The following is a 15386-nucleotide window of genomic DNA, read 5'->3' as shown; positions in this document are numbered from 1 at the left end:
GCCCCAACGCAAAGAGGCCGCGTCCAATGGAGGCGGCCTCTTTGCGTACCTGGCGGTTACTTGCTGGGGTGTTTGGCCTGCAGCTCTTTGGCGTGGGCCAGGTGTTTCTCCAGCGCCGGCAGCATTTTCTGCGCAAAGGCTTTGAGTTCGGTGGCGCCTTTGACTTTGTCGTCGGTCACGGTGTTGGCTTGTTTCTTGAACAGCTCGATGGTTTCTTCGTGAGCCTTCACCTGATTGTTGGCATAGGCGGCGTCGAACGACTCATCACGGACTTCGAGTATTTTTTCCTTGGCCTGTTTGACCAGGGTCGTGGTGTCCGGCACCTCGATATCGTTGGCCTTGGCAATCGTCGCCAGTTCATCGTTGGCCTTGCCGTGGTCGGTGATCATCATGTTGGCAAACGCTTTGATGTCGGCGGATTGGCTTTTTTCCAGCGCCAGGCGACTGGTTTCGATTTCGGCGATGCCGCCGGCCGCTGCGTTGTCGACAAAATCGTTGTCGGTAGCGGCGAAAGCCGAGCCCATGCCGGTGCTCAACGCAACGGCCAGAAAGAGATGACGCAGTTTGAATCCGTCCATTGGTGTTTCTCCACGCAGGTTTTTGTGAGCGTTATTCAATGGAGGGAGTTCGCCGACCAAAGGTTTTATCGCATTTGCGAAAGGGCGACGAACGGACACCGCTGGTCTGACAGGTGGTCGACAGAAGTGGCCAACCGAGGCCATTCTGATACCTGGCCAGCGCAATCGGTCGCGTTGGCTGCCGATCAACTGACGGAGGTGTTCCATGCCGGTGACCCATGATTTGTTACAGGACTTGAAACTTACAAAGGAAGAGATCCAGCAACGACGCACCGCGGATCCACATCTGGATGCACTGATCAACAAGTATTCCCAGGCGGACGCCGACGTCGTCAAGGCCGAGACGGCGACCTCGGATGCGCCGAGCGACGACACCCTGAAGAAACTCAAAGAGAAACGCCTGCAGGTCAAAGACAAAATCGTCGAGCAGTTGCAGGCTCGATCCTGACCGTCAGTCGCACCACCGGCCTGCGGTGGTGAATTGACTGGAACGACAGCCCCGACCGGCACCTCGAATGTTCAGAGTCTTCACATTGCGACTCTCAACGAGGTGCCTTATGAAAGATCCAAAATTCCCCAGTGAAGAGCAGGGTGCATTCGACCCGGTTCCCACCCATCCCGAGCCCTATAGTCCGGCGCATACCGTCCGTAATCCTGAAGAGGAACGCAAGAGCGAGGAAGTGCCGGAGGACGAAGACCCGGAAACCTTCGATAGATCCAGTAACTGACTATCCGCTATCGCCAGCAGGCTGGCTCCCACATTTGGGATGCAAATTCTTTGTGGGAGCCAGCCTGCTGGCGATAGGGCCAGTCGACTCAATACAAAGTCCAGGGCCTCACTTCAAGGCGGCGTCCAACGGCATCCGCGCCATGTGCGTGGCCTTCAGCGAGCCGAAATACAGCCAGTCGCCATACTCGCGCACCGTGGTGATCGGCGAGTAATTGCCGGCGCTTGCGTCCTGCAGATTGGCGATCACCTTGCCGTCCAGATCCAGCCCCAGCACGAACCCGCGCTTCTCCACCGGTTTGGGCACGACGGTCATGGCCCGCACGATTATCTTTCGTACGAACGGGTGTTCAGCGGTGCGATCCAGCAGCGGATTGCGCGGCGTATACAGCGCCACCCAGAACCGATCCCGACCATTAAACGCCAGGTTGTCCGGCAGCCCCGGCAGGTTGTCGATGAACAGATCGTGGGTGCCGGCCTTGGGCCCGGTCAGCCAATAGCGGCTGATACGGTAGGCGCCGGTTTCGTTGACCAGCACATAGGCGTCTTCCGGGCCGAGGGTCACGCCGTTGGCGAACTCCAGCCTGTCCAGCAATACGCTGGTTTTTCCGGTCTGGAAGTCGTAACGCAGCAGGCGCCCGTCGCCGCCATGCTCGATGATCGCTTCGCCATCGTGGCCGTAACCCCAGCGACTGGAGGCATCGCTGAAGTAGGCGTAATGCCCGGACTTGTCGATGGCCACGTCATCGGTAAACCCGAACGGCAGGCCATTGGCTTCGGTGGTCAGCGCCACCAGTTGCCCCTGTGCATCAAGGGACAGCAAACCCTTGACCCCGTCGGCGATCACCAGCAAACCGTTGGGATGCCGCGCCAGCCCCAGCGGCCGGCCGCCGGTATCGGCCAGCACCTTGCGCTGCTGGCCATCGAGACTGGTGCGCAGCAGGCGTCCGTCGTGCAGTCCGGTGATCAAAAAGTCGTTTTCCAGCAGCAGCGCTTCCGGGCCTTCGATGTTACTCGGGCCGACTTGCGCCGCGCCCTTGAGCCGCTGATTGTCAGCGTACTGGCCTTCGGTCAGCGAGGGCGCCGGTTGCGGCGTCCAGGCCACGGGCTCGACCCTGGTCGGCATCAACAGCAAAAAGCCCAGAACCCCGACAATCAGCAGCAACAGCAGATAACGCCATCTCACGCGTGAGCTCCCGCAAGTGCGAGATGCCGGGTGGCCATGTCGCGCAGGGCCAGCATCGACGTTGCCGACTCGCGCTCGATGCGCCGCTTGAGCAGCAGATGGTTGGCGATGCGCAGGCCGATCCCTTCGAACTGGTAATCGAGGGTGCGCACGAACCGCGTGGCAGCGTTGTGCGCCGAGCATTCATAGGTCAGCCGCAACGACAGACCCTGATCACCCTGGGCCCGGGCGCACCAGCGTCGGCCGGGCAGGTACTCGGTGACCTCCCAGCGCAAATGCCCCTCGCGACCGCCGGCATGGATGTCCTCGTCGAATCGTGCGCCGGCATGCAACGCACCGCTCGGGCCGTCGATCTTCAGCGAAGACGGGTGCCACTCCGGCCAGCGACTGACGGTGGCGGCGTAGGCGAGGACGGCAATCGGATCACCGGCGATATCGACTGTGTGCTGCATGCGGGTCATGGGCGTTCTCGAATCGGTCAGAGGGGCGGTTTCCGGCTCCCGGTAGAGGGTGCCGAACAGGTAGTCCATCAACGGAAAAACGATATTGAAATTGCGTTCCTGCATGTGCTCGCGACGGTGATGCAGCTCGTGCAGACGGCGCATCTGGCGGATCCACGGCAGGCGGGTCAGCGGGTTCTGCGGCGGCAGATGCTCGCAGGCGTGAAACACTTCATAGGTCAGGTAACCGAACACCATGCAGCCACCGAACAGTCCGGCGACGTTGCTGTTGACCTGCGCGAACAGCCACCACAGGGGCAGGGTGATCGCCAGCGTGTGCAGGACAATCAGCCAGGCCGGGAACAGGATCACCCGCCAGTCGCGGGCGCCGTCGTAGGTCATGTGGCCGGGGGTGAAGAAACTGTGATGATCGCCGGCATGCCGGGCGTAGAACATCCGCGCGAAGCTTTTTTTATGATGGCCGAGGTGGCGGTGCACCATGTACACGCCGAAATTGAAGAACAGCAAGGTCAGCGGCACGGTCAGCCATTCCAGCAGCCGCACCTGGTGCACGCTGCTCCAGAACGCGCCGATGGCCAACACACCGAACAGCAGCACGAACGCGCCGTGCAGCCAAGGGTTGTAGCGGGGATGGATCGCCGCCCGGTAACGGCTGCGAAATGCCTCGGTGGTCTGCCTCACTGCGCTCACCTGCGGATATTGTCGTTATCCCGGCAGCGTAGCCGATCCGGCCGTTTGTGCAGCGCCAACCTTCAGGTCACAAGTGCCATGCTCCGGTGCATAGCGGCCGTCAGCTCAATGGGTTCCAGCGCTGCGACCAGTCGTCATCGGCTCTGATCACCTCACGCAGCAGGTCGAACGCCTGTTGCAGGATCGCCGAGTCGCGGTCACGGGAGTAGACGAGGTAGGTCGGGTAGCCGAATTCCGGGGCTTTGGTCACCGGCTCCAGCGCGCCGCTTTCCAGATAAGTACGCACGACCCGGGTCCGGAAATAGCCGCTGCCGCCGTTCTCCAGAATGTATTGCAGGGCCAGCGGGCCGAGGTTGAAGCTCAGGGCAGCCTTGGCTTTTTCCGGCAGGGCGGCGTCGTGCTGGCGGCGGAAATCCGGGCCCCAGTCGATGTACACGTAAGGGGCAGGGCGGCCGGGCGTGGTCACCAGAATCAGTTTCTCTTCCAGCACTTGCTCGACCTGCAGCCCCGGCCAGTATTCCGGCTGATAGACCAGCGCCGCATCGAGCACCCCCAGTTCTAGCTGACGCAGCAGGTTTTCACCATCGCGGATCTCCATGCGCAAGGCGTGGCCGGGGATTTTCTCGCGCAATTCGGCGGCCCAACTGAGCATCAACGGGTTGCACAGGCTGACCTCGCCACCGATGTGCAGCACGTTGTGATAGCCCTCGGGCAAGGGCAGGTCGCGGCGTGCGGCTTCCCAGGTCTGCACCAGCTGATTGGCGTAGACCACGAAGGCCTCGCCGTTGGCGGTCAGCCGCGCACCGGCGCGGTTGCGCACGAACAGCGTGCTGCCCAACTGGCTTTCGAGTTTCTGGACCCGGGCGGTGATTGCCGTTTGCGTGACAAACAGCTTTTCCGCCGCCGCGGCGAGGCTGCCGTGGCGGACGATTTCCAGAAAGGTGCGGGCGAGGTCGATGTCCATGGGCGGGCCGGTGGTTGAGGTTGGGGCATTGTAAGTCAAAAGCCCCTCACCCTAGCCCTCTCCCGGAGGGAGAGGGGACTGACCGAGTTGTCTTGCGCTGTACATCGACCTGAAAAATCGTGTCGATTATGGATTCAAAGCAGATCTTTCAAGTCGATGTAACTCCTCAATTTCCCCCGATCGGTTCCCTCTCCCTCCGGGAGAGGGCTAGGGTGAGGGGAAAAGCAGACGCCGCCGATCAACTGACCAGCTCGGTATCAACCACCCGAGCCCAATCCTCCACCAACCGCGCCGGCGTGCAGCAGGTCTTGCGCTTGTAGACGAAGTTGCGGCACTTCTCGGCAAACTGATTGCGGTTGTACAGCATGTCTTCCTGCATCTCCTGCAACTCAGCCTCGCGACACTGACGGATCAACACATGATCGACCCGCAGCTTGCGTTCGCGCACCGGCGCATAAGTCGGATCGCTCAGCACGCTGTTGGCCCGTTGCAGCAGCCACAGCGAGAACTCGTCCGGGCAGCGCGGGCCGATTTCCTGAACCATGCCCAGTTGCAGCGCCTGAGCCGCGCTGACCGGCAGACAGGCCTGGGTCAATTGTTCCGCCATGGCCGGGCCGACGGCGCGGGGCAGGCTGTAGGTCCAGTATTCCGAGCCGTACAAACCCATGCTCTTGTAGTGCGGATTGAGCACGATATCGGCGCGGGCGAACACGATGTCAGCCGCCAGGGCGAGCATCACACCGCCGGCACCGGCATTGCCGGTGACCCCGCTGACCACCAGTTGCCGGGTGCTGAGCAGTTCTTCACACACATCATCGATGGCCTGGATATTGGCCCAGGCTTCGGCACCCGGATCCTCGGCGGCCTGGATCACGTTCAGATGCACGCCATTGGAAAAACTGCCGCGTCCACCCTTGATCAACAGCACCTGAGTGTCGCGGGATTTGGCCCAGCGCAGGGCCTCGACCATGCGCCGGCATTGCTCGGTGCTCATGGCGCCGTTGTAGAACTCCAGCGTCAGCTCGCCGACCTGACCGGACTCGCGATAACGGATCGGTTGATACGGCTCGTCGCTGAACGGCGCGTTGGCAATCGACCAGTCCAGCACCGGCACGCCAGACAACTGACCGGCCAGCACATGCCGCGCCGGACGCTTGAAGGTTTCCTCGCCCGGTTGCGGTTTGCGTCGCAACGAGCCGATCCACAGGCTGTGATCACCGGTCGCCACCAGTACCGCGTCGTCGTGTACCGCGAGAATCTCGCCGGGCATGCCGGTGCGATGATCGAGGTGTGCGTCGTACACGTAATATTGCCCGCCAGCGAGGCTGGCAAGTACGCCGGGCTGGCCGTCCGCCGCGTCGATGCAGCGCTTGATGAAGCGCGAGCAGTCGTGCCAGCTGAAGGTGCGGTCGTCCTGTTTCATGTTCGGTTGCAGGCGTCCGCGCACTTTCGGATCGTTGTAATCCAGCGCCACCGGCACGAAGCCGTCGATGAATTTCTCCACCACTTCACGGATGCAACGGATCGCCGCGTCGCTGACCCGACCGTTGTACAGCTCCGATTTGCGCAGGCCGGTCGGCAGGTTGAATTCGCAGGTGGCCCAGACCGGGCCGGCGTCCATTTCTTCCACCGCTTGCAGGGCGGTCACGCCCCAGGACGGCAGCGAGCGCATGATCGCCCAATCCAGTGCGCTGGCGCCGCGATCGCCGACGATGCCCGGGTGGATGATCACCACCGGACGCTGCGGATTGCTCCACAGCGCATGGGGAACGCGATCCTTGAGAAACGGGCAGATCACCAGGTCGGCGCCGCTGTTTTCGATCTGCTCGCACACGGCGGCTTCATCGGTGAACAGCACCACACTGGGTGAGTGCCCGGCCTGGCGCAGTTCCAGCCACGCGCGCTGGGTCAAGCCGTTGAACGCCGACGACAGAAGAATGATGTTGAGTGATCGCATGATTGCTCTTCCTTGAAAGGTCAGCCGCAGGCTCCCGGTGAGCCGTCCGTGGCTATCGATGGAGGCGCAAGGTTAGAGACTGGCGTGGGGGGCGCCACTGATCGAGATCAACGTTGTGTCAGGCAATGTTGCCGTGCCGACGGCGTGCCTTATTCTCAAAGGTTTGCTGATCCTGATTTTTTATTACTTCAAATGTATCGGGCGCTATTGCACAGTCGCACCCTTGATCACCGCCGGAAGATCCCGGCGTATCCATGGATTTTCGCAGCGGGTGGAGCCCGTTTTCAGGGAGTAAGGCATGGGGAGTCACAACCCGCATTACCAGGTCATCGGGCAAATGTTCCAAAAGGACTACCGATGGTTGTGCGCGGCGGTCAGTCGTACCCTCGGCTGCCCGCACAGCGCACAGGACATTGCTTCGGAAACTTTTCTTCGGGTTTTGGCACTGCCCGATCCGCTGGCGATTCGCGAACCCCGCGCGCTGTTGACCACGATTGCGCGGCGGCTGGTCTATGAAGGCTGGCGCCGGCAGGATCTGGAGCGCGCTTATCTGCAAAGCCTTGCCTTGGCGCCGGAACCGGTGCACCCGTCGCCCGAGGAACGGGAATTGGTGATCGAAACGCTGCTGGCGGTGGATCGCTTGCTCAACGGCCTGTCGGCCAAGGCCAAGGCTGCATTTCTCTATCACCAACTCGATGGCCTGACCTACAGCGAAATCGGCGAACGCCTCGGCGTGTCCACCAGCCGAGTGCAGCAATACATGGTCGAGGCATTCAAACGTTGCTATCAGGCGATGCAGACATGAGGCCGGACGACACGCTGATCGACGAAGCCGCGCAATGGATGGCGCTGCTGCAATCGGGGCACGTCAGCTTGCAGGAGCGCGCTGCCTTCGACGCCTGGCGCACGGCGGATCCACGGCATCAGCAAATCATCGAGCAAATGGGTGGCGGGTTGAACCTGCTGCGCCATGCGAACCTGCGCGGCTTGCCGCGTGAAAGTGTCCTGCACAGCCTGAATGCGCCGTCCAGTCGCCGTCGATTCCTCAGCGGCAGTTTGAGTGTGTTCGGGATCGCGGTGCTGGCGGGTCTGCTCGGGCGACGCTATGGCTGGCTGCCGGAGGCCGGCGAGTTGTCGACCGGAACGGGCGAGCGTCGGGCGTTCACGCTGGAGGATGGCAGCGCCCTGACCCTCAATGCCCGCAGCCGCGTGGTGCCGCGCTTCAACAATCTTGAGCGTCTGCTGGACTTGCGCAGCGGTGAACTGCTGATCGATGTGGCGAAAAATCTGGGACGCCCCTTTGTGGTCGAAACCGAGCATGGGCGGATGCGCGCGCTCGGGACCAAATTCCTGGTGCAGCGCGGTGAGGATTCGACGCGGCTGGTGATGTTGCATTCGCAAGTCGAAGTGGCCACTGCCAGCGGCGCGCGGCAAGTGGTGGAGGCGGGTGAAAGTCTGCTGTTCAACGCTCAGGAAATCCTCGCGCTGGAGCACAGCAAAGGGCAGGAAAGTGCCTGGGTGCAAGGGCGGCTTGAAGTGCGTGATCGCCCCTTGAGCGAAGTCATCGACAGCCTGCGCAGCTACCGTCGCGGCATCCTGCACCTGAGTCCCGAGGTCGCCGGTTTGCGCCTCAGCGGTCTCTATCCGCTGGACGACAGCGACCGCACCCTGCAGCTGCTGGAGCGTTCGCTGCCGATCCGTGTCACCTGGCACAACCCGTACTGGGTCAGCATCGAAGCACGGTTATAAATCCATAACTTCCCGGTCTATCCGCGACCCTATAAAAAGCGCCGGCCCGCTGCTCATTCCCTGCAGACGCCTTCAACAGGGAAGCCCCTCGATGTTCTCATTCAAACAACAACAATTGTCCCGCCTGACGCTGGCCATCGTGCTGGCGACGGGCATGGTTCCGGTCGCCGTTCAGGCACAAGACGCCGCTCAGGTCTTTACCTTCGACATTGCCGCCGGGGCCCTCGACGAGGTGCTGCTGGACATCTCGCGCCAGACCGGCGTGCCGATTTCCTTCAGTCAGAATCTGGTTCAGGGCAAACGCAGCAGTGCGGTGCGCGGCGCATTGGGTGGCCGCCAGGCGGTAGAGAAAGCCTTGCTCGGCAGTGGTCTGCAAGTCGAGCAGGGGGCGCAGGGCCTGAGCATTCGCCCGGCCGATACGCCGAGTGCCGCGCCGGCCAAGGCCGCTGCCGTGGCACCCGCCAGCACTGCCGATTACCGCATGGAAAAAGTCACCGTCACCGGCTCGCGCATTGCCCGCGCCCAGAGCGATGGTGCGACCCCGGTCAACGTCATCACCCACGAAGAGATGGAAGCGCGCGGCTACAAGAATGTCTACGACGCCCTCGCCACGCAAACCCAGAACACCGGCATGACCCAGGGCGAAGACTACGGCAACACCTGGCAACCGGCGGCCAGCGCCCTCAACCTGCGCGGCCTCGGCCCCAACCACACGCTGGTGCTGATCAACGGCCGACGGGTCGCCGATTACCCGACGCCGTATGACGGCAAGGTCAACTTCACCAACCTGGCGAACATTCCGTCGGCGATCATCGACCGCATCGAAGTGCTCAGCAGCGGCGCCTCGGCGATCTACGGTTCGGATGCGATTGCCGGGGTGGTGAACATCATCCTCAAGGACAAAATGAATGGCGTTGACGTTAACCTCAAGGGCGGCAGCAGCGAGCGCGGGGGCGGTGACAACCAGCGCTTGCAGATCAGCGGCGGCGGCAGTTGGGGCGACTTCGACGGGTTGTTCGGGCTCGAACTGACCAACCGCGATCCGATCTGGGCCGATGACCGTGGCTTCATGCAGAGCGGGCCGCTGGCGGATGTCGGCTACCGTCGCGACCTGACCAACAACCGCTACCTGGGACCCGGCTGTGGCGCGTATCAGGGCACGTTCGACAACAAGCTGTTCAACAGCGGCGGACGTTGCCGCACCGATCAGATCTACAACGATTACTGGACGGTGCAGACGCAAAAGGAAAACTACGACGGCTACACCCGTGGCACCTGGCATTTCAGCGACAGCGGGCAGGTCTTCGCCGATTTGATGTACGGCCTCGATCACATCCAGAACAACACACGGGGCCCGAGCTTCACCTCGCCGGATTTCATCAACCAGAACAGCGGCAATCTGGAGCGCTGGTACCGACGCTTTGGTGAAGAGGAAATCGGTGGGCGCACCAGCAACAACAGCAAGTGGCGCGATACCTCATGGACCGGCACCCTGGGCCTTTCGGACAAGATCGCCGACACCGGGTGGAACTATGAACTGGCGGCCAACCGATCCGAGTACAAAAGTGTGCGCACCACCCGTTACACGCCGCTGTCGTCGATCCAGGATTTCTACCTCGGCCCGCAGCTGGGCACCCGTGACGGTTACCCGGTGTTCGCGCCGGATGCCTCGCGCCTCGACCGGCCACTGACAACCCAGGAGTGGGAGCAGTTTCGCGGCAACCTGACGCAGAGCAGCAAGTCGGTTTCCACCAGTTACAACGCGTCGGTCAACGGCGAGTTGTTTGACCTGCCCGCCGGTCCGGTGGGATTCGCCGGGGTGCTGGAGGCGGGCAAGCAGGAATACCGCATCGACCCGGATGACAGCCTCAACGACGGCAGTTTCTACGGCGTGACGCCTGCGCAAAGCTCCGGCGGGTCGCGCAAGCGTTATGCGGCCGGTGGCGAGTTCAGCATTCCGGTCACCGACACGGTGCTGGCGACAGCGGCAGGGCGCTGGGACCAATACAAATTCAGCGGCCGCACCGAGCAGCAGAAGACCTACAACCTCGGCCTGGAATGGCGGCCGGTGACCAGCCTTTTGGTGCGCGGCAGCTACGGCACCAGTTTCCGCGCACCGGACCTGAACTACATCTATCAGTCCGACAGCAACGGTTACTACCCGGCGCAGATCGACTATTACGGCTGCAGCCAGGGCGTGGAGGGCGCCTGTGATCGCGGGCGGGTCGATTACACCCAGAGCGGCACGGCGGATCTGGAATCCGAACGCGGCAAATCCTGGACCTACGGTTTCGTCTGGTCGCCGTCGCGCAACTTCGATTTCTCCACGGATTTTTGGCGGGTGGAGATCGATGACCTGCTGACCACCGTCGACGAAAACCGTCTGCTGCAGCAAGAGAACGAATGCCGCAATGGCACCCAGGAGATCAACTCGGCCAACTGCCAGTCGACCCTGGCGCGCGTCGATCGCAATCCCGGCAATGCCGCTATCGATCCCAATCAGTTGCAACGGGTACGGGTGAACGCGATCAACGCCGCCAGCGAGCGGGTCAGCGGCCTGGACTTCAAGAGCAACATCCGCTGGGGCGCCGGGCAGTACGGCGCGTTCAGTTCGGCGCTGGGCTACACCCTGGTGCTCTCGCATTACTACAAAGAATCGGACGAGGCGCCGACCCAGGACTGGCGCACTTCGCGCACCAACTACGACTGGCGCAGCAAGGTCAACGCCAGCCTGACCTGGGATTACCAAAAGGCCACGGCAACGCTGATGGGGATTCGTTACGGCTCGGTCACCAATGGCGCGGGCGACGGGCGTCTGTCGCCGTGGACGGTGTTCAACGCCAGTGCGCGGTACAAGCTCAACGACCGGGCAAGCGTCGGGCTGACCGTGAACAACGTGCTCAATCAGGTCAAGCATGACGACTCGGCGGGATGGCCGTATTACCCCACCGGCAACTACGACCCGTACGGGCGCCAGTGGTGGCTGGATGTGAGTTATCACTTCGGCAGTTGAGGACGGAATAATGCCCGGCAGCGTCCTACGGAAGTTGCCGGGCTTTGGGCGAAAACGGGGATATTTCCGACGACTTTTTAAGGTTGGCCGTCGGAAGCGGGGCCTATAGCATCGGTCGTGACATGAAGTCACTGACCGGCCTGGAGACTCGGGCCCCTGACATTGGATGGATTATGCGAATCCCACATCTCGAGCACGAAAACTCTACTTATTCCCCTCGTGATTCCTGGCGCCACGATCACGCCAGATGCCCTATGGAGGGTGTTCCGATGCCCCAAGCGAAAGCACCCCGGTTTACGGGGCTGAAGAAGGTCGAGGGGAAGCCTGTTGAGGTGTTGCTGAACGGCCGGATATGGGACAGAGACACCATGCACATTGTTGGTTACGCGCGGGAAGGTTTTGATCTGCGGGACGTTGTGAACATGATTTCAACATCCGAGCTCTACCGGGAAAGCGAGCTTGTGCAGCTCATCACCGGAAAGTCCGTCAGAACCGTGCGGCGCTTGCTGAATAGTGGCGAGCCGACGCGAATGAGCCGACAGCAGAGCATGATCGCTTTTCAGTATGCGCACGCTCTTGAGTCCGCTATCGAGGTGTTCCACGATCAGCCGAGCGCCGAGGAGTGGATGAGCAAGGCGACCAAATGGTTAAACGGTTACAGACCCGTTGCATTGATTGAAAGCTCACTGGGGTATCAATCGGTCATTGCTTATCTGCACCGGATTAAATACGGGGTTTATCAATGAACCCGCTGCCTTGGGACGACCGCTGGTATGCGTGGCGTTTGGACCCTGAGCTTTACCGGTGCACATGGGACAGCGGCATCGGTTCAGAACTGCAGGGCGGGCGATGGAACCGGCCCGGCCGCCGTGTCGTTTATGCTTCGATCGATCCATCTACAGCCATTCTGGAGGTGGCCGCTCACGGGAGTTTCAACGCACTTGATAGAAGTCCCTATGTGCTGACGTGCTTTGAGGTGGTCAGTGAGGCGCTTGTGAAAATCGTGCAACCCGAGGAGCTGCCCAACCCCTACTGGATGAGTCCCGCACAGGCCTCGCCCAACCAGCAGGATTTTGCCGACGCGTTGCTCGCCGAGCACCCGTTTGTACTGATTCCATCGGCAGCCACCCGGCACTCGTGGAATTTGCTGGTGAGCTGCGATTTGGCAGAGGGGCAATTCAGGATGGTCTCGCAAGAGCGATTCGGGCTGGATACGCGATTGCTCAAGGACGCGGAACTGGTATGAGAAATCACGCGCGTCTTTTTGCATAACCTCAGCACCCAACGGTCTAAATCGCGCCCTATAAAACCCTGTCTGCCATCGCACATCCCTGCATAAACCAAAACGCAGGGATGGCTGTTCATGATCCATTTTTCACCCGTTAAATCCCCTTTGAGCCTGGCCTTGCTGCTGGCGATCAACACGTTGCCGGCCGTCGCTGCCGACAGCACGGCAAACGAACCGACCACCCAACTGCAACGGGTCGAAGTCACCGGCACCGCGATCCGCCGGGTCGATGCCGAAACCGCCGTGCCGGTCACCATCCTGCGGGTCGAGGAGTTGCAGAAGCAGGGCGTGACCACCACTGAAGAGCTGGTCAACCGCATCTCGGCCAACCAGTCTTCGGTGGGCTCCGGGCGCTCGGTGGGGTCGAGCAGCGGCGGGGCGTCCTATGCCGACCTGCGGGGCATTGGCCCGAACAAAACCCTGGTGCTGCTCAACGGTCGGCGTCTGAGCAACAACGCGACCAATGCGATCAACGGCTCCGGCGTCGACCTGAACACTATCCCGTTCGCCGCCATCGACCGGGTGGAAGTGCTGCGCGACGGTGCTTCGGCGCTGTACGGCACCGATGCCATCGGCGGGGTGATCAACTTCATCACCAAGACCAGCCTCACCGAAGGTCAGATCAGCACGAACTACGACACACCGACCCATTCTGGCGGCGGCGAAAGTCGCAATTTCAGCGGCAGTTGGGGTTTTGGCGATTTACAGGACGATCGCTTCAACGTTTTCGGCGTGGTGAGTTACGACAAGCAGAATCGCCTGGCCGCCGATGATCGTGGCTACACCTATAACTACCAGCCAGGGCGCGGTCTGGATTACACCTCCGGCACGGCATCGCCCGCCAACTGGAGCCAGGGCAGCAATGCCACCAACCCGCTGGCCGGTTCCGGTTGCAATGCGCCGGGGCTGTTGTCACGCAACGGCATCTGCCGCCAGAGCCTGTGGAACTACCTTGATCTGGTGCCGGAAACCGAGAAGACCTCGGCCTTCGCCAAGGCCACCGGCAAGCTGTCGGATGATCACAACGTCAGCCTCGAATACTTCTGGGCGCGCAACGAAAACCGTACCCAGATCGGGCCCGGCACTTTGATGGGCAATCAGGTCAATCCTGGCACGGCGTTCTATCCGGGTAACGGCATCACGCCCGGGCCGAGCGGTTTTGCTTTGGACCCGACGCAACCGGTGGACGTGAACTGGCGTGAGACCGCCGTCGGTGCGCGTCAGCATGAGGACGACAACACCGGTCAGCGCCTGCTGTTGAGCTTCGACGGCACCCTGGTCGGGTGGGATTACAACCTCGGCGCGTCGTACAACCAGAACAAGGTGGTCAACACGATTCGCAGCGGTTATGTGAACGACCGCGCCGTCAGCCAGGGCATCGCCAACGGTGTGATCAACCCGTTCGGTCCGCAGACCGCCGCCGGTTCGGCATTACTGGCAGCCAACGAGGTAGAAGGCGATTACGCGACCGCAGTGGGCCGGGTCAAGGCGATTGACGGGCGTGTCAGCCGCGAGATCGGCGACTGGTTCGGTGCAGGGCCTTCGGCACTGGCGCTGGGCGGTGAGTACCGCAAGGAAGATTTCCATCAGGATTTCGCCGCGTTTGCCGGCGACGTGCAGAGCCTGGGTGTTGATCCCAACGGCAGCGTACAAGGGGATCGCAGCGTCTCGGCGCAGTACGCCGAGGTCAACGTGCCGGTGCTCGACAGCCTGGAACTGTCCGCCGCCGTGCGCCACGACAAGTACAGCGACTTCGGCAGCACCACTAACCCGAAATACTCGTTCCGCTTCCAGCCGTTCAAGGAACTGGTGGTGCGCGGCGCCTACAGCGAAGGTTTCCGTGCGCCATCGCTGTACGAGTTGTACAACCCGACGTTTACCTCGTTCACCAACGCCAACTACAACGACCCGCGCCTGTGCGCTGGAGGCAACCCGAGCAACGGCGGCATTGCCAACCGCGACTGCGCCCAGCAGTTCAATCGCACCTCCGGCGGCAACACAGACCTGAGCCCGGAGACCGCGCGCAACGTCACCCTCGGTTTCGTATATCAGCCGTTTGATCGCCTGACCACCGGCCTGGATTTCTGGTGGATCGACATCGCCAACCAGATCGCCGAGTTCCCTGAATCGGCGGTGTTCGAGAACCCGGAGCTGTACCCGGAGCGCCTGATCCGCAAGCCCGACGGCTCCATCGATCACATCGTCACCGGGCTGGCCAACCTCGGCAAGATCAAGACCAACGGCGTCGATGTGAGTTTCGACTATCGCCTGCCGAGCACGCCGTACGGTGATTTCGGCATCGGTCTGCAAGGCACTTACGTGACCCGTTATGACTATCAGCAACAGCTCAAGGGTGACTACATCGACAAGCTCGGCGATTTTCGCGGTGGCGACTTTGCCTCGGCCGGCGCCGTGGCCCGCTGGCGTCACAGCCTGACCGGCAGCTGGAACTACGGCCCGCTCGGCGCAAGCCTGACCAACCGCTACACCAGCGGTTACCACGATTCGGATCGCGAGACTCACGATTACGTCGGTTCGTACAACGTCTGGGACGTGGCCGGCACCTACACCTGGCGCAAGACCCTGGCGGTGACCCTCGGGGTGAAAAACCTGTTCGACCGCGAGCCGCCGTTCAGCAACCAGACCTACACGTTCCAGAGCGGCTACGACCCGAAATACGGCGACCCGTTTGGCCGCACGCTATACACGCGGATCAATTACAAGTTCTGAAAATGATCGGTCGTGGCGGGTTTTAGTCACTTATCGTTCTAAA

General features: G+C 61.7%; 13 protein-coding genes. 8 read left to right on the top strand and 5 right to left on the bottom strand.

The genetic code is table 11. The annotated features are described in order from the left end of the window. Nucleotides 1-56 precede the first annotated feature (56 nt). Nucleotides 57-578, bottom strand: coding sequence for a DUF4142 domain-containing protein (locus PDR5_RS16145; protein WP_039768854.1), 522 nt, complete (start codon nt 576-578; stop codon nt 57-59). Between the two features lie 205 nt (nt 579-783). On the opposite strand from PDR5_RS16145, the gene PDR5_RS16140 reads away from it, so the two are divergent. Together PDR5_RS16140 and PDR5_RS29890 are read left to right on the top strand one after the other, a co-directional pair. Continuing rightward, the gene (locus tag PDR5_RS16140; RefSeq protein ID WP_064597076.1) at nt 784-1026 is read left to right on the top strand and encodes a YdcH family protein; all 243 of its coding nucleotides are present in this window, start codon (nt 784-786) and stop codon (nt 1024-1026) included. Between the two features lie 109 nt (nt 1027-1135). Continuing rightward, a complete protein-coding gene (locus PDR5_RS29890; protein WP_172829489.1) occupies nt 1136-1306 on the top strand; it encodes a hypothetical protein in 171 nt (56 codons plus the stop codon). A 108-nt stretch (nt 1307-1414) separates the two neighbouring features. On the opposite strand, the gene PDR5_RS16135 is transcribed toward PDR5_RS29890, so the two are convergent. From PDR5_RS16135 to PDR5_RS16120, 4 genes are all read right to left on the bottom strand, one after another. Then, complete coding sequence (locus tag PDR5_RS16135; protein ID WP_064597073.1) at nt 1415-2491, bottom strand: SMP-30/gluconolactonase/LRE family protein; 1077 nt, start codon at nt 2489-2491, stop codon at nt 1415-1417. Continuing rightward, entirely contained in the window at nt 2488-3633 is a 1146-nt protein-coding gene (locus tag PDR5_RS16130; protein WP_064597069.1) for a sterol desaturase family protein, read from the bottom strand. Before PDR5_RS16130 ends, PDR5_RS16135 begins: the two co-directional genes overlap by 4 nt. 109 nt (nt 3634-3742) lie before the next feature. Beyond that, the gene (locus PDR5_RS16125) at nt 3743-4606 is read right to left on the bottom strand and encodes a LysR family transcriptional regulator (protein ID WP_039768849.1); all 864 of its coding nucleotides are present in this window, start codon (nt 4604-4606) and stop codon (nt 3743-3745) included. A 238-nt stretch (nt 4607-4844) separates the two neighbouring features. Further along, nucleotides 4845-6563: a hydrogenase maturation protein gene (locus PDR5_RS16120; RefSeq protein WP_064597065.1), complete on the bottom strand. Its 1719-nt coding sequence runs from the start codon at nt 6561-6563 to the stop codon at nt 4845-4847. Nucleotides 6564-6861: 298 nt separating this feature from the next. Between PDR5_RS16120 and PDR5_RS16115 the strand changes: the two genes are divergently transcribed. The 6 genes from PDR5_RS16115 (at nt 6862) to PDR5_RS16090 (ending at nt 15343) form a co-directional block, all read left to right on the top strand. Next, the gene (locus tag PDR5_RS16115; protein WP_064597063.1) at nt 6862-7368 is read left to right on the top strand and encodes a sigma-70 family RNA polymerase sigma factor; all 507 of its coding nucleotides are present in this window, start codon (nt 6862-6864) and stop codon (nt 7366-7368) included. Continuing rightward, nucleotides 7365-8312 carry a FecR domain-containing protein gene (locus PDR5_RS16110; RefSeq protein ID WP_064597061.1) on the top strand — a complete coding sequence of 316 codons (948 nt, stop codon included), beginning with the start codon at nt 7365-7367 and terminating at the stop codon, nt 8310-8312. Before PDR5_RS16115 ends, PDR5_RS16110 begins: the two co-directional genes overlap by 4 nt. A 91-nt stretch (nt 8313-8403) precedes the next feature. Next, complete coding sequence (locus PDR5_RS16105; RefSeq protein WP_064597060.1) at nt 8404-11325, top strand: TonB-dependent receptor; 2922 nt, start codon at nt 8404-8406, stop codon at nt 11323-11325. Nucleotides 11326-11594: 269 nt separating this feature from the next. Next, a complete protein-coding gene (locus PDR5_RS16100; protein ID WP_172829488.1) occupies nt 11595-12071 on the top strand; it encodes an antitoxin Xre/MbcA/ParS toxin-binding domain-containing protein in 477 nt (158 codons plus the stop codon). Further along, entirely contained in the window at nt 12068-12571 is a 504-nt protein-coding gene (locus PDR5_RS16095; RefSeq protein ID WP_064597057.1) for an RES family NAD+ phosphorylase, read from the top strand. Before PDR5_RS16100 ends, PDR5_RS16095 begins: the two co-directional genes overlap by 4 nt. Nucleotides 12572-12688: 117 nt before the next feature. Then, a complete protein-coding gene (locus PDR5_RS16090) occupies nt 12689-15343 on the top strand; it encodes a TonB-dependent receptor (protein ID WP_064597055.1) in 2655 nt (884 codons plus the stop codon). Nucleotides 15344-15386: the final 43 nt, after the last annotated feature.

The organism is Pseudomonas sp. DR 5-09, from assembly GCF_001655595.1.
Lineage (GTDB): Bacteria > Pseudomonadota > Gammaproteobacteria > Pseudomonadales > Pseudomonadaceae > Aquipseudomonas > Aquipseudomonas pharyngis.
The sequence above is the reverse complement of the archived record's forward strand: the minus strand, read 5'-3'. Positions and strand labels throughout refer to the sequence as shown.